This is a genomic window from Streptomyces flaveolus (assembly GCF_000716535.1).
GTDB classification, from domain to species: Bacteria; Actinomycetota; Actinomycetes; order Streptomycetales; family Streptomycetaceae; genus Streptomyces; species Streptomyces flaveolus_A.
Window position 1 is genome coordinate 1 of sequence record NZ_JNWV01000029.1, and the last position, 23,728, is coordinate 23,728.

At 74.0% G+C, this 23,728-nt stretch carries 16 protein-coding genes and 2 pseudogenes; 9 read left to right on the forward strand and 9 right to left on the reverse strand.

What is annotated here, in order from left to right; genetic code table 11:
• A pseudogene (locus OO52_RS50010) lies at window positions 1–3,931 on the reverse strand (amino acid adenylation domain-containing protein); the annotation flags it as partial.
• A gap of 105 nt (window positions 3,932–4,036) precedes the next feature.
• Window positions 4,037–5,764, reverse strand: a pseudogene (locus tag OO52_RS54690) (non-ribosomal peptide synthetase); the annotation flags it as partial.
• A 269-nt stretch (window positions 5,765–6,033) separates the two neighbouring features.
• Between OO52_RS54690 and OO52_RS29255 the strand changes: the two are divergent.
• The 6 genes from OO52_RS29255 to OO52_RS46175 all read left to right on the forward strand — a co-directional run bounded on the left by OO52_RS29255 (window position 6,034) and on the right by OO52_RS46175 (window position 11,664).
• On the forward strand, window positions 6,034–7,056 hold the full coding sequence (locus OO52_RS29255; protein WP_051818846.1) for an ATP-binding cassette domain-containing protein: 1,023 nt from the start codon (window positions 6,034–6,036) through the stop codon (window positions 7,054–7,056).
• On the forward strand, window positions 7,053–7,847 hold the full coding sequence (locus tag OO52_RS29260) for an ABC transporter permease (protein WP_030653509.1): 795 nt from the start codon (window positions 7,053–7,055) through the stop codon (window positions 7,845–7,847). The genes OO52_RS29255 and OO52_RS29260 overlap by 4 nt, the downstream gene beginning before the upstream one ends.
• 172 nt (window positions 7,848–8,019) lie before the next feature.
• Entirely contained in the window at window positions 8,020–8,790 is a 771-nt protein-coding gene (locus tag OO52_RS29265) for a thioesterase II family protein (RefSeq protein ID WP_051818844.1), read from the forward strand.
• A 1-nt stretch (window position 8,791) separates the two neighbouring features.
• Window positions 8,792–9,748, forward strand: coding sequence for an ABC transporter ATP-binding protein (locus OO52_RS29270; RefSeq protein WP_030653502.1), 957 nt, complete (start codon window positions 8,792–8,794; stop codon window positions 9,746–9,748).
• Window positions 9,745–10,572, forward strand: coding sequence for an ABC transporter permease (locus OO52_RS29275; RefSeq protein ID WP_030938584.1), 828 nt, complete (start codon window positions 9,745–9,747; stop codon window positions 10,570–10,572). Before OO52_RS29270 ends, OO52_RS29275 begins: the two co-directional genes overlap by 4 nt.
• Before the next feature lie 357 nt (window positions 10,573–10,929).
• A complete protein-coding gene (locus OO52_RS46175; RefSeq protein WP_051818840.1) occupies window positions 10,930–11,664 on the forward strand; it encodes a GNAT family N-acetyltransferase in 735 nt (244 codons plus the stop codon).
• 85 nt (window positions 11,665–11,749) lie between these two features.
• Here OO52_RS46175 and OO52_RS29285 read toward each other — a convergent pair whose 3' ends face one another.
• The 5 genes from OO52_RS29285 to OO52_RS29305 form a co-directional block, all read right to left on the reverse strand.
• Window positions 11,750–11,974, reverse strand: a complete 225-nt coding sequence (locus OO52_RS29285; RefSeq protein ID WP_030653494.1) for a hypothetical protein — start codon at window positions 11,972–11,974, stop codon at window positions 11,750–11,752.
• 116 nt (window positions 11,975–12,090) lie between these two features.
• The gene (locus OO52_RS29290) at window positions 12,091–15,021 is read right to left on the reverse strand and encodes an AfsR/SARP family transcriptional regulator (RefSeq protein ID WP_234339811.1); all 2,931 of its coding nucleotides are present in this window, start codon (window positions 15,019–15,021) and stop codon (window positions 12,091–12,093) included.
• Window positions 15,022–15,164: 143 nt separating this feature from the next.
• Entirely contained in the window at window positions 15,165–15,527 is a 363-nt protein-coding gene (locus tag OO52_RS29295) for a hypothetical protein (RefSeq protein WP_158712576.1), read from the reverse strand.
• A gap of 385 nt (window positions 15,528–15,912) precedes the next feature.
• The gene (locus OO52_RS29300; RefSeq protein WP_030653486.1) at window positions 15,913–16,887 is read right to left on the reverse strand and encodes a trypsin-like serine peptidase; all 975 of its coding nucleotides are present in this window, start codon (window positions 16,885–16,887) and stop codon (window positions 15,913–15,915) included.
• A 1,247-nt stretch (window positions 16,888–18,134) separates the two neighbouring features.
• Window positions 18,135–18,680 (reverse strand): DoxX family protein, encoded by a 546-nt coding sequence (locus OO52_RS29305; RefSeq protein ID WP_030653483.1) that lies wholly within the window; start codon window positions 18,678–18,680, stop codon window positions 18,135–18,137.
• A 129-nt stretch (window positions 18,681–18,809) separates the two neighbouring features.
• Between OO52_RS29305 and OO52_RS29310 the strand changes: the two genes are divergently transcribed.
• The 3 genes from OO52_RS29310 to OO52_RS29320 all read left to right on the forward strand — a co-directional run bounded on the left by OO52_RS29310 (window position 18,810) and on the right by OO52_RS29320 (window position 21,563).
• Entirely contained in the window at window positions 18,810–19,136 is a 327-nt protein-coding gene (locus tag OO52_RS29310; RefSeq protein ID WP_030653481.1) for a hypothetical protein, read from the forward strand.
• Window positions 19,137–19,239: 103 nt separating this feature from the next.
• Complete coding sequence (locus OO52_RS29315; protein ID WP_030653477.1) at window positions 19,240–20,220, forward strand: aldo/keto reductase; 981 nt, start codon at window positions 19,240–19,242, stop codon at window positions 20,218–20,220.
• A gap of 155 nt (window positions 20,221–20,375) precedes the next feature.
• A complete protein-coding gene (locus OO52_RS29320; protein ID WP_208618269.1) occupies window positions 20,376–21,563 on the forward strand; it encodes a D-alanyl-D-alanine carboxypeptidase family protein in 1,188 nt (395 codons plus the stop codon).
• 274 nt (window positions 21,564–21,837) lie between these two features.
• Here OO52_RS29320 and OO52_RS29325 read toward each other — a convergent pair whose 3' ends face one another.
• Both OO52_RS29325 and OO52_RS29330 read right to left on the reverse strand, forming a co-directional pair.
• Window positions 21,838–22,596: an SDR family oxidoreductase gene (locus OO52_RS29325; protein ID WP_030653471.1), complete on the reverse strand. Its 759-nt coding sequence runs from the start codon at window positions 22,594–22,596 to the stop codon at window positions 21,838–21,840.
• Between the two features lie 56 nt (window positions 22,597–22,652).
• On the reverse strand, window positions 22,653–23,684 hold the full coding sequence (locus OO52_RS29330; protein ID WP_199819981.1) for a Gfo/Idh/MocA family protein: 1,032 nt from the start codon (window positions 23,682–23,684) through the stop codon (window positions 22,653–22,655).
• Window positions 23,685–23,728 lie beyond the last annotated feature (44 nt).

Consider the following 23,728-nt stretch of genomic DNA (forward strand, 5'->3'; position numbering starts at 1 on the left):
CGGGCGTGCACGCCGGGCAGCCGGGCCTCGCCCTGGGCGTTGTTCTGCAGGACGAGCATCACCTGGAAGAGGGGGTGGTGGGCGAGGGTGCGGGTGGGGTTGACGGCTTCGACGAGTCGTTCGAAGGGGACGTCCTGGTGGGCGAGGGCGGACAGGTCGGTTTCGCGGACGCGTTCGAGGAGTTCGCGGAAGGTGGGGTCGCCGGAGGTGTCGGTGCGCAGGACGAGGGTGTTGACGAAGGGACGCCCGCCAAGCGCTCCGTCCAGTACTTGAGTTGAGTGCCGAGCGGGCTCCGCGGGTCGGCCTCGTCGCCGAGGGCCTCCTGCTGCCACAGGGCGTAGTCGGCGTACTGGACCGGCAGCGGCTCCCAGTCGGGCGTCCTGCCCTCCAGCCGGGCGGTGTAGGCGGTGGACAGGTCCCGCAGCAGCGGACCCGCCGACCAGCCGTCGGCCACGATGTGGTGCATCAGCAGGAGCAGCACGTGCCGCTTCGCGTCGACCTCGAACAGCGTGGCCCGGAAGGGCAGCTCGCCGCCCAGCGGGAAGGTCTCACGTACCGCGGCGGCCAGTACGGCCGCCGGCTCGCCCTCCGGCGTCTCGCGGACGGCGAGATCCGCTCGCGTGCCCTTCGCCAGGACCACCTGGTACGGCACACCGTCCCGCTCGGCGAACACGGTCCGCAGGCTCTCGTGCCGGTCCAGCACGTCGCCGAGCGCCGCCCGCAGGACCGGTACGTCCAGGGGTCCGTCCAGGCGCAGCGCGAGGGGGATGTTGTAGGTGGGGCTCGGACCCTCCAGCCGGTTCAGGAACCACAGCCTGCGCTGGGCGGGGGACAGCGGCAGTCGCTCCGGGCGGTCCCGGGGCACCAGCCGGGGGCGTGCCTGCCCGGCGCCGCCGTCGAGCCGGGCCGCCAGCTCGCGGACCGTGGGGGCCTCGAACAGGGTGCGCAGCGAGAGGCCGGTGCCGAACACGGTCCGGACGCGGCCGATCAGGCGGGTGGCGAGCAGCGAGTGGCCGCCCAGGTCGAAGAAGCTGGTGTCCACCGGGACCTCGGCCACGCCGATGACCTCGGCGAACAGTCCGCGCAGGATCTCCTCGCGGGCCGTGCGCGGCCCGGCGCCCGCCGCGGTCCGGGCGGGCTGCCGCTCGGGGGCCGGCAGGGCGGCGCGGTCCAGTTTGCCGTTGGCGGTCAGCGGCAGCTCGGCCAACGGCACGATCGCCGACGGGACCATGTACTCGGGCAGCCGTTCGGCGGCCAGCGCCCGCAGCTCCTCGACGGGTGCGTCGGAGACGACGTACGCGACGATCCGCCGGTCGCCGGGCCGGTCCTCGCGGACCACCACGGCCGCCTGCCGCACCAGCGGATGGCCGCCGAGCACGGTCTCGATCTCACCGGGCTCGATCCGGAAGCCGCGCACCTTGACCTGGTGGTCCACGCGCCCGACGAACTCCAGCAGCCCGTCCCGGTTCCAGCGGCCCAGGTCGCCCGAGCGGTACATGCGGTCACCGGGCGCACCGAACGGGTCCGCGACGAAGCGGCCCGCGGTGAGCGCCGGCCGGCCGTGATAGCCGCGGGTGACCAGGTCGCCCGCGATGTAGAGCTCGCCGGGCACCCCGGCGGGCACCGGGCGCAGCCGCGCGTCCAGGACGTACATCCGGGTGCCCCGCACGGGCCGCCCGATGGTGACGACCCCGGCGGGCACCGGCTCGCCCGGCGCGATACGGAACTCGGTGCAGCCGACGGTGGTCTCGGTCGGGCCGTACTCGTTGACGACGGTCGCCCCCGGATGCCGCTCGCGCCACTGCTCCAGCACCTCGCCCATCAGGGACTCGCCGCCCAGCACCAGCTGGCGCACCGGAGAGAAGCGGTCGTCGGACTCCAGCAGCAGCGGCAAGTGGCTCGGGGTGGCCTTCACGAAGTCGGGCCGGGCCGCGGGCGGCTGCTCGGCGCGGCCGTCCAGGTCGACCAGTTCGACCGTGCCGCCCGCGGTGAGCGGGGCGAAGATGCCCGTGACCGTCAGGTCGAAGGCGACCGGTGAGTGCACCAGCGCCCGGCCGCGCACACTGTCGTACGCCTCCCGGGCCCAGCCCAGATAGGCGGCCAGGGAGCGGTGTTCGACGACCACGCCCTTGGGCCGGCCGGTGGAGCCGGAGGTGAAGATGACGTACACCGGGTGAGCCGGGGTCAGCGGGCAGGTGCGGTCGGCGTCGTTGACGTCCTCGGCGGACAGGTCCGCCAACCGGCGCCGCTCCTCGGGTGAGTCGAGCAGCACCCGCCGGATGCCCGCGGGCAGCAGGCCGGAGTGCGCCCGGGCGGTGACCGCGGCGACCGGGCGTACGTCGTCCATGACGAACGCGATCCGCTCGGCCGGGTGGGCGAGGTCCAGCGGCAGATAGGCGGCGCCCGCCTTGGCGATGCCGAGGAGTGCGGCGATCTGGTCGACCGAGCGGTCCAGGGCCACGGCCACATGGGTCTCGGGGCCGGCGCCGAGCGCGATGAGGCGGCGGGCGATCCGGTTGGCGCGCGCGTCCAGCTCACGGTAGGTGAGGACGGTTCCCGCGTGCTCGACCGCAGGGGCGTCCGGGGTGCGCCGCACCTGGGCGGCGAACAGCTCGGGCAGGGTGGTGCCGACGGCCTCGGCGGGCGCGCCCTGCCAGCCGTGCAGGAGCTGGGCGCGCTCGGCCTCGTCCAGGATCTCCAGGTCCCCGATGGGCCGCTCGGGCGCGGTGGTGGCCGCGTCCAGGAGGCGCACCAGACGGGCGGCGAGCCGCTCCGCGCTGTCGCGGTCGAACAGGTCGACGGCGTACTCCAGGGTGCCGGCGAGTGCCTCCCCGTCCTCGGCGAACAGGAAGGACAGGTCGACCTTGGCGGAGTCGCGCTCCGCGGTGTCCACGGCGACGCGCAGCCCGGGCAGGTCGTAGCGGACCCGTTCGGCGCCCTGAAAGGTCAGCATCGTCTGGAACAGCGGGTGGTAGGCGAGCGAGCGCGCCGGGTTGAGATGCTCCACCAGCCGGTCCAGCGGCAGGTCCTGACGGGCGAAGTCGGCGAGGTCCCGGTCACGGACCCGTCCGACGAGCTCGGTGAAGGACGGGTTGCCCGAGGTGTCGGTGCGCAGGCACACGGTGTTGGCGAAGCAGCCGACCAGCCCGTCCAGGAGCTCGTCGGCACGGCCCGCGACGGCGGTTCCGACCGGGATGTCGCCGCCCGCGCCCAGCCGGGTCAGCAGCGCCGCCAGGCCGGCCTGGACCGTCATGAACACCGTGCTGCCGGTGCGCCGGGCCAGCGTGGCCAGCCGCGCGTGCAGCCCGGCCGGCACGGTGAACCGCACCCGGCCGCCACGGCCTGAGGCGACGGCCGGACGCGGCCGGTCGGTGGGCAGCTCCAGCACGTCCGGCAGGCCGGCCAGCCGCTCCTCCCAGTACGCCAGGTCCTCCTCGGGCCGCTCGACCGCACGCTGCCACAGGGTGAAGTCGGCGTACTGGACGGGGAGGTGCTCCCAGTCGGGGGCGCGGCCCGCGAGCCGGGCGGTGTAGGCGGCGGACAGGTCCCGGGCCAGCGGGCCCGTGGAGGCGCCGTCCGAGGCGATGTGGTGCAGCAGCACGAGCAGGGTGTGCCGCTCGGGGCCGGTGGCCAGCAGGACCGTGCGCAGCGGCGGGCGGGCCGCCAGGTCGAAGCGGTGGCGGGCCTGCCGGGTGAGCTCGGCGGCCGCCTCCTCCTCGCGGACGTCCAGGACGTGCAGCTCGGGGCGGGCCGAGTCCAGGACGACCTGGCAGGGCTCGCCGTCCTCGGCGCGGTAGACGGTGCGCAGCACCTCGTGCCGGTCGGTGAGATCGCCGAGCGCGGCGGCCAGCGCCGTCCGGTCCAGCGGGCCGGTCAGCTCCAGGGTGAGCGCGATGTTGTACGAGGTGTCGTCCGCGTCGAGCTGCTGCACGAACCACAGGCGGCGCTGCGCGCTGGACAGCGGCAGCCGCTCGGGCCGCTCGGCGGGGGCGAGCTCGGGGCGTCCGGCACCGGCGGCGGTGTCCAGGGCACGGGCGAAGGCCGCCGGGGTGGGCGCGTCGAACAGGGTGTTGACGGGCACGGACACACCGAGCAGCCGGCGCACCCGGTTGACCAGGCGGTTGGCGCGCAGGGAGTGTCCGCCGTGCGCGAAGAAGTCGTCGTCCGGGCCGAACCCGTCCGTGCCCAGCACCTCGGCGAACAGCCCGCACAGGATCTCCTCGCGGGGATCGCGCGCGGCCCGCCGGGCGGTCGCGGGGCGGTGGGCGGCCAGCGCGGCCCGGTCGGTCTTGCCGTTGGCGGTGAGCGGCAGCGCGTCGTGCACGACGACGGCGGCCGGGGCCGCGTGGTCCGGCAGCAGACCGGCGGCGAAGTCCCGTACGGCGTCCGCGTCCAGGGCGTGGCCCGGGGCCGGTACGACATGGGCGACGAGGGTGTCGTCGTGGGCGACGACGGCGGCCCGGGCGACACCGGGGGCGGTGAGCAGTACGGCCTCGGTGCCCGCAGGCTCGACCCGATGCCCGCGGATCTTGATCTGGTCGTCCCGGCGGCCGGTGAACTCGTGCGTGCCGTCGGGCAGTTCACGGACCAGATCGCCGGTGCGGTAGCGGCCGCCGAAACCCCGCGGCGCGGAGTCGTCGGCGTAGCGCGCCAAGTGGCGGGTGACGACGACGAGTTCGCCGTCCTCGACGGCCAGCTCCACCCCGTCGATGCCCGGGCCGAGCGGTACCCGGGCGCCGTGCCGGGTGCCGGCGGGGCGGCCCGGCCCGGCGGCGACGTGCACGGAGACGGCCTGCGGGGTCTCGGTGGTGCCGTACAGGTTGAGGATCCTGGCGTTCGGGGCGCGGTCGGCCCAGGTGTCGACGGTGCGCCAGGTCAGCGCCTCGCCGCCGAAGCCCACCAGCCGCAGCTCGGGCCAGCCTCCCTCGGGCGCGGCGTCGGCCAGGACGTCACCGAGGCCAGGGGTGAGATGGGCCAGGGTGATCCGCTCGTCGGCCAGCCAGCGGGCGATCGCGGCCGCGTCGCGCACGTCGGCCTCGGGGAAGACGACCGTGCCGCCCGCCCACAGCGGCACGAACACGTCCCGCAGCAGCGGGTCGTGCCCGAGCCCGGACAGCACCGCGCCGCGCACCTCGCATCCGATGCCCTCGGCGGCGGTGTACCAGCCGAGGAAGTGCTCGACCGGCCCCCAGCCGCCCAGGATCCGCCGGGGCTCACCGGTGGTGCCGGAGGTGTGGGCGACGTAGGCGACGGGGGCGTGGGCGGGAGCTCCGGCGTGCGTGTCGTCGCGGACGCCCGCGTTCGTGATCTCGCAGGAGGCCACGTCCGGTGCGTCGAACTCGGCTGTGAGCACCGGAAGTTCCGGGCCCGCCAACTCCTTCGGCAGCCCCGCTGGACCGCACGCGAGCCACGCCTTGACCCCCGAGCGCTCCGCCTGGCGGCGCGACTGCCGCACCGGGTGGGCGGCGTCGCAGATCAGGAAGGCGGCGCCGGTGCGGGCCACGGCCACCAGGGCCAGGGCGAGTGCGGGGGTGCGCAGCGCGTGGATCGCGACGGTGTCCCCGGGGCCGACGCCGGCCGATTTCAGCCGCTCGGCGAGCCGGGCCGTCGCCGACTCGAAGGCGCGGTAGCTCCACCGCTCCCGGGCCCCCGACACCGCGAGGGCGTCGGGTGTGCGGGCCGCGTGCTCCGCGAGCCGTCCCAGCAGACCGGCCGGCCCGCCGGCCGTGGACCGTCCCAGGTCCCCTATCGCCACACCTGACATGGATCCGACTCCTCAGCTCGCAGTCCACATGCCGGTGGACGTTAGGAGGGCGCTTTTTCACCGCGTTATCGCGCGCGTTTCGGCCATGCCGGGCGCGAGCGGAGCCGGCCGGGACGGGAGCGGAGCAGGCCGGGGCGAGGAGCGGAGCAGGCCGGGGCGGGGCGGGGAGCGGGCCGGGGCGGGGAGCGAAGCCATTCGATAAGCCATCGATAGAGGGGCTCCGTAGCGTCCCGGTTCGCCGCAGCAACCGCGGACCCTGAGAGGACCCGATGACGATCACGACCCCGGCGATACGCGCAACAGACCTGGTGAAGCAGTTCGGTGACACCCACGCGGTGCGGGGCGTGTCCTTCGAGGTGCCCGAGGGCACCGTCCTCGGGCTGCTGGGACCGAACGGAGCCGGCAAGACGACGACCGTGCGCATGCTGTGCACCCTCGTCAAGCCGGACGCGGGGCAGGCCTTCGTGCACGGCTACGACGTGGCACGCCAGTCCCGCGAGGTACGCAACCTGATCGGCATGACCGGCCAGTACGCGGCCGTCGACGAGGACATCTCCGCCTGGGAGAACCTCTATCTGATCGGCCGCCTGCTGAACCTGGGGCGGGCCGCCGCCCGCGCCGGCGCCGACGCCATGCTGGAGCGGTTCCGGCTCACCGAGGCCGCACACCGCCCCGCGAAGACCTACTCGGGCGGCATGCGCCGGCGGCTCGACCTGGCCGCGAGCCTCCTCGGTGACCCGAAGGTGCTCTTCCTCGACGAGCCGACCACCGGTCTCGACCCGCACAGCCGCAACTCCCTGTGGGAGGAGGTGCGTTCCCTCGCCGGCCGGGGCACCACGGTGCTGCTCACCACCCAGTACATGGAGGAGGCCGAGGCACTCGCCGACTCCCTCGTGGTCATCGACCGCGGTCAGGTCATCGCCTCCGGCACCGTCTCCGAGCTGCGCGAGCGCATCGGCGGCCCGGTGCTCCACCTCACCCCGCAGCACACGGCCGACCTGCCCGCCGTACGCAAGGCCCTGCAAGCCGCGGGCCTCGGCCCGGTCGCCGTCGACGAAGCGGACGGGCTGGTCCGGCTGCCGCTGGACCGGGAGGGGCGCACGGTCACCGCGGCGGTACGCGCGCTCGGTGCCTCCGGCATCCCCATGGCCCGCGTCGACACACGCACCCCGAGCCTCGACGACACCTTCCTCACCCTGACCGGCACCGCGCCCGTCACCGCGCTGACCGGCGCCGGCCACGCCGACACCGACACCGAGCCCAGGACCGAGACCGCCAGGAGCGCCGCATGAGCGCCGTCATCGCCCCGGGCCTGCTGCCCGGGTCCCGCCGAGCCGTCGGCCACACCCTGGCCATCACCCGGCGCAATCTGCGCAAGGTGCTCTCCAGCCCCGGCCAGGTGCTGGACGCCACCCTGATGCCGCTGGTGTTCGCGCTGATCTTCGTCTACATCTTCGGCGGCGCGATCTCCGGGAGCAGCGGCGCCTACCGGCAGTATGTGATGCCCGGCATCATGGCTCTGACCACCACCATCGCCTCCCGCACCTCCGGCATCAGCCTCAACACCGACTTCCACAACGGGGTGATGGACCGGTTCCGCACCCTGCCGATGACCGCCTGGGCCGTGCTCGCCGGGCGTATCCTCGCGGACACCCTGCGGATGCTGGTCAGTCTGCTGGTGGTGTTCGCGTTCGCCCTGCTGATCGGCTTCCGGGTGCACACCGGCCCGCTCCAGGCCGTCGCCGCGATCGGGCTGATCCTGCTCTACGGGGTCGCGCTGGCCTGGCTGCACGCGCTGATCGGACTGACCGCGCGCACGGTGGAGACCGTGCAGAGCGTGGGCATGCTCGCCATGGTGCCGTTGCAGTTCGGCAGCTCCATCTTCGTCGCCCCGGGCACCATGCCCGGCTGGCTGGGCTTCCTCGTCGCGCACAACCCGATGAGCTCGGTGGTCGACGCCTCCCGCGCGCTGCTGACCGGCGGCCCCGCAGCCGGCCATGTCACCGCCGCGCTGGCCTGGAGCCTCGCCCTGATCGCCGTGACCGCCCCGCTCGCCGCCCGCCGCTTCGCCAGGCGGAGGTGAGCCCGGTGACGCCGTCCGTTCCCGCACGCACCGCCGCTGCCCGGTCGCGGGCCGGGGAGCCGTTCGCTCCGTGGCGTGTGCCGCACCGCCTGGTTCCCCAGGGGTGTGCCCTGGCCGGCCCGGACGCCGGGCCGCTCGCCGGGTGCCGCCTCGGCGGGGGGAGGCGGGTCCGGTGACCGTGACCTCCCTCCCGTCCACTGCCGCCGCATGGCTGCGCGTCCTGCACGCTCCCGAGCGCCCGCTGCACCGCCTGGTCTGCTTCCCGCACGCCGGCGGAGCCGCCAGCTTCTTCCGTGCGTGGCCCGCCCTGCTCGGCCCGGACACCGAGGTGCTCGCGGTGCGCTACCCGGGCCGCGAGGACCGCATCCTCGAGGGACCCGCCCGGACCATGGACGACCTGTCCGGTCCCGTCGCCGCCGCGCTGGCCGCCCTGCCCCCGCTGCCCACCGTCTACTTCGGCCACAGCATGGGCGCCTCCGTGGCCTACGAGGTGGCCCGCGAGACCGCCCCGCGGCTGCTGCTCGTCTCCGGACGGGCGGCCCCGCACCGGCTGCCGCGCTTCCGGTACGACGACGACGCCGCGCTTCTCGCGGACGTCCGCCGGCGCGGCGGCCCGCTGGCCCCCGCGCTCGACGATCCCGACCTGGTGGAGCTGGTCCTGCCCGCGCTGCGCGCCGACTACGCGCTGCTGGAGGACTACGCGGCGAAGGCCCGCGCCGAGCGCCTTGACCTCCCGGTCGCCGCCTTCTACGGCGAGGCGGACCCGGACGTTCCCGCGGACGCCGTCCTCGCCTGGGCCGATGTCGCCGCCCGTGGCGCCTTCACCAGCCGCGCCTTCCCGGGCGACCACTTCTACCTCGTGCCGCACGCCGCCGAGGTGACCGGCGACATCACGGCACACCTGTCCGCTCTGTCCGTCCCCATGGCACGAAGGAACACCTGACATGCAGATTTCGGCCCCCGAGGTCGAGGCCCGCCATCTGACCAAGCGGTACGGCCACAAGACCGCCGTCGACGACCTCAGCTTCACCGTCCCGCCCGGCAAGGTGACCGGATTCCTCGGTCCGAACGGCGCCGGCAAGTCCACCACCATGCGGCTGCTGCTGGGCCTCGACCGGCCCGACGGCGGCAGCGCCCTGATCGGCGGCCGCCCCTACGGCGAACTGCGCGGCCCGCTGCGTACCGTCGGCGCCCTGCTGGAGGCCCGCGCCTTCCACAAGGGCCGCAGCGCCTACGCCCACCTGCGCTTCCTCGCCCACACCCAGGGGCTGCCCGCCTCCCGCGCCGACGAGGTGCTGGAGCGGGTCGGTCTGAGCGAGGTCCGCACGGCCCGCGCCGGGGGCTTCTCCCTCGGCATGGCGCAGCGCCTCGGCATCGCGGCCGCCCTCATCGGCGACCCGCGGATCCTGGTGCTGGACGAGCCGGTCAACGGGCTCGATCCCGAGGGCGTGCTGTGGATCCGCAATCTGATGAAGTCCCTCGCCCAGGAGGGCCGTTCGGTCTTCGTCTCCAGCCATCTGATGAACGAGATGGCCGTCACCGCCGACCATCTGATCGTCATCGGCCGTGGCCGGCTGCTCGCCGACTGCCCGGTCGAGGAGTTCATCGACCGCAACTCGCGCGCCGACTCCGTCCTGGTCCGTACGCCCGCGGTCGCCCGGCTCACCTCCCTGCTGGCGGCCGAGGGCGGCACGGCCCGCGCCGAGGGCCCCGACCGGTTGTCGGTCACCGGCCTTCAGGCCGCACGGATCGCGGAGCTGGCGGCGGCGGAGCGGATCGTCATCCACGAACTGACCCCGCAGCGCGCCTCGCTGGAGGAGGCGTTCATGCGGATGACCGAGACCAGCGTCGAGTACGGCGGCCCCGCCGGCTCTCCCCTCACCGAATGGAGCGCGGCGTGAGCGCCGAAGCCCTCGCCCCCGCCCGGCACGTCACGGCGAAGTCCCCGGGCCTCACCGGTCTGCTGCGCGCGGAGTGGGTCAAGATCAGCTCGGTGCGCTCCACCGCCTGGGTGCTGCTGCTGATGTTCGTCGCGTCCGTCGGGGTGTCCGTGGCGGCCAGTGCGGTCACCGCCGCCCAGTGGGGCTCGGCGTCGCCGCAGGACCGGGCCAGGGTCGTCGCGGACCCCCTCTCGGTGATCTTCAGCGCCTTCGGTGTCGGCGAACTGATCGTGTCGGTGCTCGGTGTGCTGGTCATCACGAGCGAGTACTCCAGCGGCACGATCCGCGCCAGCTTCCTCGCCGTGCCCCGCCGCACCCCGCTGCTCGTGGCCAAGGCGGCGGTGTTCGCCCTGGTGACCCTGGTGGCGGGCGAAGTCACCGCGTTCGCCTCCTTCTTCGCCGGATCGGCACTGCTGGACAAGCACGCCCCGGTCGCCCTCGGCGACCCCGAGGTGCTGCGCGTGGTGACCGGCAGTGGGCTGTTCCTGGCCGCGATGAGCCTGTTCGCCCTCGGTGTCGGCGCCCTGATCCGCCACACGGCCGGTGCGATCGCCGCGGTGGTCGGCTTCCTCCTGGTCCTGGCCCCCCTCGCCGGCAGCCTCCCCGGCACGGCGGGCCGCGACATCGCGGCCTTCCTCCCGGCCAACGCGGGCCAGCAGATCGTCTTCGCCCACCCCTCCCCGGACCATGTCCTCACCCCCTGGCAGGGCCTCGGCGTCTGCGCGCTGTGGGGCGTGGCGCTGATCGCCGTGGCCTCGGTCCTCCTCCGCCGCCGGGACGTCTGACCCACCAGCCACCCGTACCGGCCGCCCCCTCCGACGGCCGGTACGGGTTCCTCTTTTGACCACACGGGCTACGGCGGGGGAGGCCGGCCCGCCGGGATGTGATGGGGTCCGCCGCGCGCGATGGGGCCGGGGCTCCCGCCGGTGAAACCGGGGCGGGGCTGCGCGCGGCGGGACTGTGCGCGGAGCGTCTGTGCGCGGCGGGGTCGGCCCCGGAGCCCGCGCACAGGATCTACCCGACCGGGCCCGCGCCTCGCGTTCCTGCCCGGAGCCCGCTCCGTCCGCCGTCGGGCCGGGCGCGCGCCGTCCTCGCCCGCCGAACGGATCCGGACATCGATCCGCCCACTGGAAGGAGTTCCCATGCTCACCGTCACCCGTCCGCGCGACGGCGCCGAGGTGCTGGCCGTCGCCGGCGATCCCTGGACGCGGGAGTGGATCACGCCTGACTGGCGTGGTCCTGCCTGGGCTGTCGAAGGGGCCGTGGCGTACGGCTCCGGAAGTGCGGACGAGCCCGCCGCCGCCGTCACCGTCACCGGCGCCCCCGATGCCGCCGTGGCGCTCGCCGGGCACGTGCTCGACGCGCTGCCCGAGCCGCCGTACGTTCTGAACCTGCCACGCGGTGCGTGGCCGTTGCCCGAGGGCGAGCGGGAGGAGTGGGCGCTGATGATCGGCGAGACCGCCCCGGCCGCGCAGCCCGGCGAGGAGGACGTCGTCCTGCTGACGTCCGGGCCGGAGCTGTCCGCGTTGCTGGCCGAGGCTAGCCCGGGGCATCTGGTGCGGCCGGGGGATCCACAGGTCGAGGTGTGGGCGGGGATACGTGCGGCGGGCGGGGAACTCGCCTGCGCCGGTGCGCTGTTGCTGCGTCCCGGTACCGGCGCTCCGCACCTTGCCTCGATCGCCACCGCTCCCGCCCACCGGGGGCGGGGCCTGGCCGCCGCTGTCACCGCGTGGCTGACCCGCCGGGCGCTGGAGCGCGGGGCGCCCTGGTGCAGCCTGGCCCGGATGGACTCGGCCCGGACCGCGCACCGGCTCTACGAACGGCTCGGCTACCGCACAGTCCAGGAGTTCACGAGCATCACCCTCGACGTGTGGTGAGACGGGGAGACCGGACAGAACCGAACAGAAGCGAGGGAAGGGGGTGGCGCCGCGAGGTGTCACCCCCTTCGCCCGTCACGTCCGTTCACGGCTCCGCCGGGTCCTCCAGCAGGTGCTGGATCGCCCGCACACACCCCGCGACCTCGGTCACCTCGGCCCGCAGGTTCCGTTGTTCCAGGGCGAGTTGCTCCACGGCCGCATACCGCCTGCGGGAGTGCCCGGTGGAGAACCAGAACAGCGCCGCCACGACGACCATCGTGCAGCTGAGCATGATCGCGGCGGCGATGACCGCTCCGGCCGTGCTGTCCATCGTGGGCCTCCCCAGTGTTCCCCCCGTGCCGATCAGGTCACTCCGTGCAGGCTATCGACGGCACCGGGGCACCCGCCATGTGGGAAAACCGCCAGAACCGCCGGGGGGTTCGGGGGTCAGAACTCCTGAGGACCGTGCAGCGCACCCGCCTGCTCCGGCCGGGGCCGTGCGCCGATCCGGTCGAAGAGGGCTTGCGCGGTCTTCAGGTGGTCCTCGGCGCCGGGCCGCCCGAGCGCGTTCAGAGCCCGCCCGATGCCCAGATTGATCTGCCCCTCCACCAGCGGGCTGTCGATCCCCGAGACGATGTCCAGGGCGTCGGTGAGCGTGTCGAGGGCCTGCTGCCCCTGCCCGGCGGCCAGCCGGGTCTCGCCGAGCCCGTGCAGGGCGTAGGCGAGGCCGACCATGTCCGACTTCTCCTTGACGATGTGCACCACCCGCAGAAACGCTTCCTCTGCGAGCTGTGTCTCGCCGAGCGCGAGATAGACGTGGGCGAGCCGGTGCAGGCTCTGGGCGAGCCCACGGGCGCCACGGCCCTCACCGATCGCCTCGGACAGCCGTACCGACTCCCGGCCCAGGCCCATGGCCACCTCCGCCCGGCCGAGGTCGAGCTGGATCTGCGCCATGTTGTTCAGCACGTGCGCCTCGGAGGAGCCGTCGCCCGCCGACCGGAAGATCTCGCGCGCCTCCTCCAGCCGGGCCATCGCGGTGTCCAGTTCGCCCTGCATCCGGTCCCGGATGGCGAGGTTGCGCAGCACCATCGCCTCGCCGTACCGCTCGCCGACGTCGCGGTGCAGCTCCAGCGCCTCCTCCAGCAGGACCCCGGTGCGCCGCAAGTCGCGCAACCGCAGCGCGACCGCGCCGAGGTCGGCCAGCATCACGGCCTGCCCGCGCACATTGCCGGCGGCCCGCGCGGCCTCCAGCGCCCGCTGCGCGCACCGCCGCCAGTCCTCCACGTAGTTGCGGGTCTCGAACAGCACCACCATGGACGTCGTCAGGTCCCAGGCGATCTCGTCCAGACCGAGCTCGGCCGCCTGGTCGATGAGCGCGCGCAGCGAGAGCCGCTCGGCCTCGAACCACTCCAGCGGCGCCACCAGCAGGTCGTCGGTGAGCGCGGCCGCCAGCGGCCGGCGCGGCGTGCTGCCGTGCAGCACGCTGAAGTCGCCGCCGTACTCCCGGCGGTGGGCCTCCCCGGCCAGCGTCAGATAGGTGCGCAGGACCCGCATCCGCGCCTCGCCGATCCGCTCCTCGCTCTCCTCGTGCGCCGCGCACTCGGCGGCGTACAGACGCAGCAGGTTCTGCAGCCGGTAGCGGGTGTGCCCGGTGGCGTCGAGCCCGACCACCTCCAGGAACTGGGCGTCGACGAGCTGCTCGATGAACAGCTCGGCATCCGGCACCGGGCAGTCCAGCAGCGCCGCCGCCGTCCAGGCGGTGAAGTCGGGTGAGGTGAGCAGCCCGAGCCTGCGGTACAGGCAGGCCGCGTCGGGCGAGAGGTAGCGGTAGCTCAGCTCCAGCCCGGCACGCACCTGGGACTCGTCCTGGCTCAGCTCGTCCAGCCGCCGCTGCTCGTCGCGCAGCCGGGTCACCATGTGCCGCACCGTCCAGTGCGGCCGGGAGGCCAGCCGGGCGGCGGCGATCCGCAGGGCCAGCGGCAGCCGGTCGCACAGGTGGGCGAGGGTCACCGCGTCGGAGGGGCCGGCCGCGATCCGGGACTCGCCGGCGATCGCGGCGAGCAGTCCGACCGCCTCCCGCTCCGACAGCAGCCGCAGTTGGATGCGCGCCTGCGGCGGCCAGGTGACCAGGTCCTCCAGCGCCTCCCGGCTGGTGACGACCACACAGCACTCGCCAACCCCGGGCAGCAGGTCGCGGACCTGGGCGTAGTGGCGGACGTTGTCGAGGACGACCAGCATCCGGTGCCCGGCCAGCAGCGACCGGTACAGCGCGATGCGCTCCTCGTGCGCCGCCGGGACCAGGTCCGCGGCCACGCCCAGCGAGCGCAGGAAGCGGCCGAGCACGTCGCTCGCCTCGGTGGGCGTGTGATGGCCGTCGTAACCGCGCATGTCGGCGTACAGGCTGCCGTCCGGGAAGTGCTCGTGGACCCGGTGCGCCCAGTGCACGGCGATCCCCGTCTTGCCCACCCCGGCCACGCCGGTGATCAGGCCGACCCGGGGGCCGGGCGCGGACAGCAGGGTGTCCAGTGCGGCCAGTTCGGCGTCCCGGCCGACGAACCCGGGGATGCCGGGCGGAAGTTCGGAGGGCACCGAGCGCGGCGGGGCCGTGGGAGCCGCGGGCGTGGCTGAACTCTCGGGAGGGGCGAGCGAGGGGTCGTCGGCCAGGATCGCGTCGTGCAGGCTCTGCGCGTTCGGCCCGGGTTCGAGGCCCAGCTCCTCGATGAACTGCTTGCGGGCCGCGCGGAAGACCTCCAACGCCTCCGCGCGCCGCCCCGAGCGGTACAGGGCGAGCATCAGATGCCCGAGCGTCCGCTCCCGCAGCGGGTGTTCCCGTACGACGGCCGACAGTTCCGGGATGATCTCCTGATGCTGGTCCAGCGTCAGCTGTACGGCGGTGGCGTCGTCGAAGGCGTTGAGCCGGTACTCCTCCAGCCGCGAGGCCTCGTCCTCCACCGGGCGCCCCATCACCCCGGCGAGCGCGGGCCCGCGCCACAGGCCGAGCGCCTGCGCGTACCCCCGGGCCGACTCGGTCAGCGTGCCCTCGGACGCGTCCTGTTCGGCCTGCCCCACCAGCCGGGTGAACTCGACCCAGTCGACCTCGTGCCGGGAGGTTTCGAGCAGATAGCCGGGGTGGGCGGTGACGATCACGTCGTCTTCGACCCCGGCGGCCTTGAAGGCCTTGCGCAGCGCCGCCACACAGATGGCGACCTGGGTGCGGGCCGTCGAGGGCGGCCGGCCGTTCCAGACGACGTCGATGAGCGTGTCCACCGGCACCACCCGGTCCGGGTTGAGAGCGAGCAGCGCGAGGATGGCTCGTTGCCGTGCGCCGCCCACCGGCACGGACCGGCCGTCGGCCTCGACCGCCAGTGGTCCGAGCACCCTGAAAACGAGTCTTGCCCCCATGCGTGTCCCCCAACACCCGCACCATCAACTCCGGCAGCAATCATGCCGCATGCTTCCGACCGGGAATGAGCGGGAGCAAGGTGCATTACCGGCCAAGCGATCAGGGGGAACGCGGCTGGTTATGGTCCCTGCGGCGGGTCGGGGAGGCACCAGACGGCCACCGCGGTGAAGCCGGGCGGCAGGGCGAGGTCCATCTGCTCGCAGGCCGGGGCCGGCCCCGCGGGACCCCCCGCGCAGCGGCCGGTGGCACAGGCGTGGGCAGCCCGGCGGACCCTGTCGCGGAGCCGGTCGGGGGCAAGGGGGCCGTCCGGCCCCGGGTCGTCCTCGGCTGCCAGGGCGAGGCCGAGCGGGGTGTCCCCGAGGGCGTACAGGGAGAGGCCGTTCCGGGTGGCCGCGGCGAAGTGGACCCGGCGGCCGCCGACCGTCGCCGAGCCGTGGCACATGGTGTCGTGGCGGGCGATGCATCGGCGGGTTTCAGCCACTTGACCGAGGCCGAGATCGGCCTGCAGTAGGAGTAGGATTCCGGGCTCGAGGTCCGGATTTACCGTCCTCTTGCCTGGTCGCGGGTGGTGCGACAGCCAGACGGAGGGCCGCGTTCCGGGAGGTCGGAGGCGGACCGGCGCCCCCTCGGACGGCAGGGGGAGCGGGGGCACCCGCTCGCGTTCCTGTGGCCGGAATCCATCTTCCGGCAGGATGTGCGGCACCGGCCGGGCGGACGCCAGCAGGTCCGCCGTCCAGGGGGCGGGCAGCGGGGAGGGAACGCCGTCGGTACCGTCCGGGGCACCGCGTCGGCGGCGGGACGCGCGCCCTCGCCGCCCGGGTGACGGACTCTCGGACATGACGCCTCCCTCCCCGCCGGCCCCGGCCTCAGGGCCGGGCCGCCGCCAACTGGTTCACCATCGCGACGAGTTGCAGGGTGCGGTCGTCGAACCGGGGCGTGGCGATGTACGTCCCGTCGAAGACGGCGTTGACGCCGTAGATCTCGCCGACCTGGTCCACCGGATCGTAGTCCAGCAGCCAGGGCGAGCCGCTGGAGCCGCCGACCATGTTCGGGCAGCGGGCCATGATCAGGTTTCTGGGCACCGGGGTGGGCTCGCTGAGGTCCTTGCAGTACTCCTGGTGCTTGCCGTCATAGGCGCCCTCGGACGGGTACCCGATGATCGTCACCTCGTTGACGGTCCCGTGGCCGGACACGATGTCGAAGGCGCCGGCCGCATCGGCGACGTGCTCGCCCAGGCTGTTGTCGTACGTGATCGCGATGCCGTAGTCGTGGTTCTCGTCGGCGTCGCTGGCCCACAGGGAGTCGCTGGCGACGTTCCACACCGCGAAGGAGCCGAGCGGCGGGGTGGCGCTGCCGTCGTACGCCGGCACGAACAGGAAGTTGGTGTGCCACTGCCCGTTCGGCCCGCCCTCCTCCAGACAGTGCGCGGCGGTCAGGACCAGGGTCTCGGCGGTGGTGTTCAGCACCGAGCCCGAGCACACCGAGGGCTGGCCGCCCGGATAGGTGAAGAAGAGCTTGCCGACGGTGTCCACGGTGGCGACGGGCCCGTGTCCGTCGGGCAGCCCGGCCGCGGCGGCCTGCGCAGTGAGCCCGCTCGTGGCCGTGCCGTCGCGTACGGCCGCGTGGTGCACCGCCTGCCGCATCCGCCGGGGCGTCCAGTACGCGCGCAGGGCCGCGTCGGCCGCGGGCCCGGTGTGCGGCGCCCCGGGCAGGTCCACGCGCGCCGGTGCGCTTGTCATGATCCGCTGTGCCCCGCCCGCGGCGACGGCCGGACTTCCGCCGCCGAGCAGCGCGGCGACGGCGGCCAGCGCGAACAGGGCGGCGGCGACCGCGCTTCTCATGGACGCGGGCGTCCTGCCTGATCCATGTCCACCTTCACGTCTCTGTCTCACCAGCACGCTCCCTCAGGCCCTCGGCCGAATCGGTCGGATCGATCGGATCGGCTGGGACCGTAGGGGAGGGGCTTTTCGCCTCGTTATCCGTGGCGTGCTGAACAGGCCCTGGAGGAAGGGGACTCAAGGGAGCCGGGGGAGTTCAGGCCGGGGCGACGCGGGTGAAGCGGGACGCGGTGCGCAGGTCCGCCCGGACGCGGTCGGCGGTGGTGCGGAGCTCGGGCTGGAGGCTGCGGACGCGGTGCTGGCCACGTGCGGGCGGTGTTCGGGGGCGTCGGAGAGTTTCGCCTGGATGTTGGGGCCGCGGGTGCAGTCGCCGCGGTGGGGGTGGGTCACGGGACCGCGTCCGGTGTCGATCGTGCCGTCCGCCTTGTAGAGCCGTGCGGCTGCGCGCGTCGCGACCAGGGCCCTGCCGCCGACATCCGGCTACTCGGACGAAGGACGGTTCCCGGTCACCGAGCCGCCGCCGCTCACGCCATTCCCCGAACAGTGCCTCGGACGCCGGGCGGGGCCCCAAGAGCCGAAGCCACGCTCAGACACCGCCCGCGCCGCCCGCCGGCCCGTCGCTGCCCGTGCCCAGCGCAGCCCGCTTGCCGCTGCCTGTGCCCGGTGCAGCCGCCTCCAGCCACGCACGGCCTCATACGCCAAACGCCGCTTGCCGTTGCTCAGGCCAGCGCAGCCGCCCGCCGTCCTGTCGCTGCCTGCGCCCAGCGCTGCTGCCTGCCGCTGCCCGCGCCCAGCGCAGCCGCGGGTCGTTGCCTGTGCCCAGCGCAGCCGCTCGTCGCTGCCCGCGCTCAGCGCAGTCGCCCCCAGCCACGCACGGCCTCATACGCCAAACGCCGCTTGCCGCTGCTCAGGCCAGCGCAGCCGCCCGCCGTCCCGTCGCTGCCTGTGCCCAGCGCAACCGCTCGCCGCTGCCCGTGCCCAGCGCTGCCGCTTGCCGCTGCCCGTGCCCAGTGCAGCCGCCTCCAGCCACGTACAGCCTCACACGCCACACGCCGCATGCCGCTGCCAAGGCCGGCGCAGCCGCGGGTCGTTGCCTGTGCCCGGCGCAGCCGCCCGCCGAGCCGTCGCTGTTCGTGCCCAGCGCCGCCGCTCGCCGCTGCCCGTGCCCAGCGCAGCCGCGCCCACGCAAAGCCACGCGCAGCCACTCGCGCCGCGCACCGGCCACCGTGCCCCCCGGCACAACCGTCGGCTCACTCCTCGAACAGCGTCTCCTGTTCGCCCTCCGCCCGCTGCCGTACCCGGCGGTTGCGGGCGCCCACCATCAGGGCCGTCGCCGCCGCCGTCACGCCGAGGGCGACCGGGACCATCCAGCCGCGGTCGAAGACGTGGCCGAGGGCGTGGTCGAGGGAGAGCCGGCCCGGGCCGCTGACGGCGAGGCCGGCCGCGGCCAGGCCGAGGGTCGCCGCGTACTCGTAGCCGCCCTCCTGCGCGAAGAATCCGTGGGGCATGTGCACCGCGGCCGCCCCCGCCATCCCGCCGGCCGCCGCCGCGCCCGCCGCCGGGGTCGCGAGGCCCAGGGCCAGCAGTGTGCCGCCCCCCGCCTCCGCCAGGCCCGACGCCGTCGCGCTCAGCTTGCCGGGGGCGTAGCCGATGGACTCCATGTACTGGCCGGTGCCCTCCAGCCCGTGCCCGCCGAACCAGCCGAACAGCTTCTGCGCGCCGTGCGCCGCCAGTACCCCGCCGGTGCTCAGCCGAAGCAGCAGCAGGCCCAGATCACGTCGGTCGTAACAGGTCACGGTGACTCCCCAGCAGACAGGCGGACATGTCCCCTCCCGCGCCCCCACCCTCGCACCGCCGACGCAGCCCGGCCCGTCCTGGCTGCCGTTCGGGTGGCGGTACCGCCGGCGCGGTGTGAGCCTGACGCCATGACGATTCAGCCAGCCAAGCTCAGCGACCCCGCGGTCCGGGCCTTCGTCCACGCCGTCAACGCCCACGACCGCGAGGGCTTCATGGCCCTGCTCACGCCCGGGGCGACCATGGCCGACGACGGCTCCGACCGGGACCTCGCCGACTGGATCGACCGGGAGATCTTCTCCTCGCACGGTCACATGGAGGTCGACAACGAGTCCGACGGCGGCCGGACCCTGCTCGCCCGCTACTGCAACGACACCTGGGGCGAGATGCGCACCCGGTGGAACTTCACCGTCGAGGACGACGGGCGGATCTCGCGGTTCGAGACCGGGCAGGCCTGAGAAGGCCCAGCTCCAAGAAGGCCCAGGCGTAAGAGAGCCCAGACCTCAGGAAACCCTCCGGAGGCTTGTGTTCGCGTGCACTCCAAGCCCTAGCGTCCCCTCCATGACGACACGGACGCTGGGACGCAGTGGCATCGAGGTGAGCGCGCTCGGTTTCGGGTGCTGGGCCATCGGGGGCGAGCACCAGACCGCCGACGGGCAGCCCGTCGGCTGGGGGAAGGTGGACGACGACGAGTCCGTACGGGCCGTCCGCCGGGCGCTGGACCTCGGTGTCACCTTCTTCGACACCGCCGACTCCTACGGCACCGGGCACAGCGAGGAGATCCTCGGCAAGGCCCTCGGCGAGCGGCGGGACGACGTCGTCCTCGCCACCAAGTGGGGCAACGTCTTCGACGCGGACACCCGCACCCTCACCGGCACCGACGCCACCCCGGAGTACGCCCGCCGGGCCCTCACCGCCTCCCTGCGCCGCCTCGGCACCGACCGCGTCGACCTGTACCAGCTCCACATCTCCGACGCCGACCCGGCACGGGCAGCCGAACTCCGGGACGCCTGCGAGGAGTTCGTCGCCGAAGGGCTCGTCCGCGCCTACGGCTGGAGCACCGACGACCCCGCGCGGGCCGCCGTCTTCGCCGAGGGCCCGCACTGTGCGGCCGTACAGCACACCCTCAACGTCCTGCAGGACGCACCCGGACTCCTGGCCCTGTGCGAGCGGCTGGAGCTGGCGAGCGTCAACCGCAGCCCGCTCGCCATGGGTCTGCTCGCCGGGCGGCGCGGCGGCTCGCTGGAGGCCGGGGACATCCGGAGCCGGCCGCCGGCCTGGCTCCCGGGATACGCGGACGACGGCTCCGGCGCCGATCCCGAGTGGCTGGCCCGGATCGACGCGGTCCGCGAGATCCTCACCAGCGACGGCCGCAGCCTCGCCCAGGGCGCCCTCGCCTGGCTGTGGGCCCGCAGCACGCGCACCGTGCCCATCCCCGGCTTCCGGACCGTCGCCCAGGCCGAGGAGAACGCCGGGGCGCTCGCGAAGGGGCCGCTCACCGCGGCACAGCTGACCGAGATCGACCGCCTGCTCGGCAGGTGAGCGGTCCTGAGGGCCGTACGGGGAGGTCGGTACGGACGCTGCCGCGGCCATGACGCGGTCACGTAACTCATCGGATTTTCATGACGCGGCAAATTCCGTGCCGTCTCGGCCCTCAGACCGCGAAGTCCCTGCTCGGCGCGGTGTACGGTCCCCGGGTGCGTGAATGTTCCCGGCTCAGCCGGCGTGCCGTCCTCGGGCTGACGGCCGCCGCCCTTCCCCTGTCCACGGCCACCCCCGCCGCCGCGGCGACCGTCATCGGCGGCGAGCGGCTGGCCCGCACCGGCGTCCAGGTCCGTGGCGCCACCGGACTGCCCAGGAAGCTCACGGCCCGCGCCTGGCTGGTCGCCGACTGCGAGAGCGGGGAGGTGCTCGCCGCGTTCAACGCGCACCGTCGGCTCGCGCCCGCGTCCACGCTCAAGATGCTGTTCGCGGACACCGTGCTGAGGAAGTTCGACCGCGCCCAGCGGTACAAGGTCACCGACGCGGACCTCGCCGACATCCCGGCCGGCTCCAGCCTCGTCGGCATCAGGCCCGGCCTCACCTACACCGTCGAGCAGCTGTGGCAGGGCGTGTTCCTGCGCTCCGGCAACGACGCCGTGCACGTGCTGTCCCACATGAACGGCGGCATAGCCAGGACGGTCGCCGAGATGCAGGCCAAGGCGGCGGACCTACAGGCCCTGGACACCCATGTGGTCAGCCCCGACGGCTTCGACCACAAGGGACAGCTCTCCTCGGCGTACGACCTCACGCTCTTCGCCCGTCACGGCCTGAAGGACCCCGACTTCCGCGGCTACTGCGGCACGCGGACCGCCGACTTCCCGGCGGGCGGGAAGAAGACGTTCCAGATCCAGAACACCGACCGACTGCTGACCGGGGCATGGGGTCTGAAGACCTACGACGGCCTGATCGGTGTCAAGAACGGCTACACCAGCCATGCCGGAAACACCTTCACCGGCGCGGCCACCCGGGGCGGGCGCACCCTGCTGGTCACCGTGATGCATCCCGACGCGGGCGGCAACGCCGTCTACGAGCACACGGCCGCGCTGCTCGACTGGGGCTTCACCCGCGGGCGTTCGGCCCAGCCGGTGGGCACGCTGGTCGAACCGATCAGCGCGGGCGGGGCGAGCGCGACCCAGGCGCCCGTGCGGAAGACGGTGCAGGCGGCGGCCGGCGCACCCGGCACGGCGTCCGGCGGCGGTTCGGCCTGGCGGATCGCGGAGGGCGCCGCCGGGGCGCTCGCGCTGCTCGGAGCGGGGGCCTGGACCCTGCGCAGGCGCCGGGCACGGACGGCGGAGACGCCGGCGGGCGAGGGAGCGGAGACGGGGAGCAGGCACCGGCGCTGAGCGGTCGTACCGCCTGCCCCGCAGCCGGGTCCGCCGCAGGCGGCATGTGGCGGCGGCCGTTCCATCGACCGGTGTGTACCCCGCGGCTCGCCGCGAGGTCCACCCCCAACTCCGGTCCGGTGGAACGGCCGCCGCCTCCCCCCTGGGCAGTGGCCGCGGAACTCTTGTGCTCCAACTGTGAAGCTTGCGTGGAGAAAAGTTGAGCACATGTCATCGATCGGCCGCAATAGCGCGGATGTTCAAATTCCGTTTGCGCGGGCCCGAAATCCGCGGCTCAGCCCCGCCCGATGTACGGCATCGCCGTCGCCAGTACCGTCGCGAACTGCACGTTCGCCTCCAACGGCAGCTCCGCCATGTGCCGCACCGTGCGCGCCACATCGGCCACGTCCATCACCGGTTCCGGGGCCACTTCACCGTTCGCCTGGAGCGCGCCCGTCCGCATCCGGGCCGTCATGTCCGTCGCCGCGTTGCCGACGTCGATCTGCCCCACCGCGATCCGGTACGGCCGCCCGTCCAGGGACAGCGACTTGGTCAGGCCGGTCAGCGCGTGCTTGGTCGCGGTGTAGGCGACCGAGTGCGGGCGGGGCGTGTGGGCCGAGACGGAGCCGTTGTTGATGATCCGGCCGCCCTGCGGGTCCTGCTCCTTCATCCGCCGGTAGGCGGCCTGCGCGCACAGGAACGCGCCGTTGAGGTTGGTGTCCACCACGTGCCGCCAGGCGTCGTACGGCAGTTCCTCGACCGGGACCCCGCCGGGCCCGAAGGTCCCCGCGTTGTTGAACAGCAGGTCCACCCGGCCGAAGCGCTCCACCGTCGCCGTGAACAGCGCCTCGACGCCCTCGGGCCGCGACACGTCGGTGGGCACGGCGAGCGAGGCCGCTTCCGGCACCAGCGCCGCCGTCCCGGCCAACGGCTCCGCGCGCCGCCCGGCCAGCGCCACCGACCAGCCGGCGCGCAGCAGTTCCACGGCGACGGCCCGCCCGATGCCGGAGCCGGCCCCGGTCACCACCGCGATGTTCGATTGCCTGTCAGTCATGGCTCCGCAGCGTAGGCGGGAAATCCGCGATGCGGAATCCACTGTCCGCCATACGGCTACCCGGCGAGGACGGCCACCTCGTCGGCCGCCGTCTCCTCCCCGGGGTAGCGCACCCCGATCCGCTCCCGCACCGCGTCCAGCGTCCGCATCACCGCGAGCGTGCCCTCCAGCGGCACCAGCGGCGACTCCTTCTCGCCCGCCCGCAGCGCCCGCATGACCTCCGCCGCCTCGTGCCGCAGGCTGGTGCGCGGACCGTCGGCCGGGTCGGCGGCGAACTCCTCGGGATCACGACCGTCCCGGTGCAGAACGAACCGGTCAGGATGGAAGAAACCGGGCGGGATGTCGATCCGGCCGCGGGAACCGGTGACCGACGCGGTGACCGGCGTACCCCCGACGATCGAGCAGTGCAGCGAGGCCAGCGCGCCGTTCTCCCAGGACAGCACCGCACCGGTCTGGAGGTCGACGCCCTCGGGCGACAGCACCGCGTTCGCGGCGATCCCGTCCGGCTCGCCCAGCAGGAGCTGCGCGAACGACACCGGGTACACGCCCAGGTCCAGCAGTGCCCCGCCGCCCAGCGCCGGATCCCGCAGCCGGTGCGCCGCCGGGAAGGGGCCGGCCAGCCCGAAGTCGGCGTGCACGGTCCGCACCTCGCCGATCGCCCCGTCCTCCACCAGCGCCTTCAGCCGCCGGACCAGCGGGTTGCAGTACATCCACATCGCCTCCATCAGGAAGCGGTCGTGCTCCCGCGCCAGCGTGACGAGCTCCTCCGCCTCGCGCAGGTTCAGCGTGAACGGCTTCTCGCACAGCACGTTCCGGCCCGCCGTCAGGCACAGCCCGGCCGCCGCCCGGTGCGCCGTGTGCGGAGTGGCGACGTACACGACGTCGACGTCCGGGTCCGCCGCCAGCGACTCCCAGTCGCCGTACGCCCGCTCCACCCCGAACCGCTCGGCGAACGCCTCCGCCGACTCCCGCCGGCGCGACGCCACCGCCACGATGTCCGCGTCCGGCAGATCGACCAGATCCGCCGCGAACGCCGCCGCGATCCCGCCCGTCGCCAGGATCCCCCACCGCACGCTCTCTCCCGCCATCCCACCCTCGCTCATCTGTGCCTCGACAGTGTGTACGAGCTGAG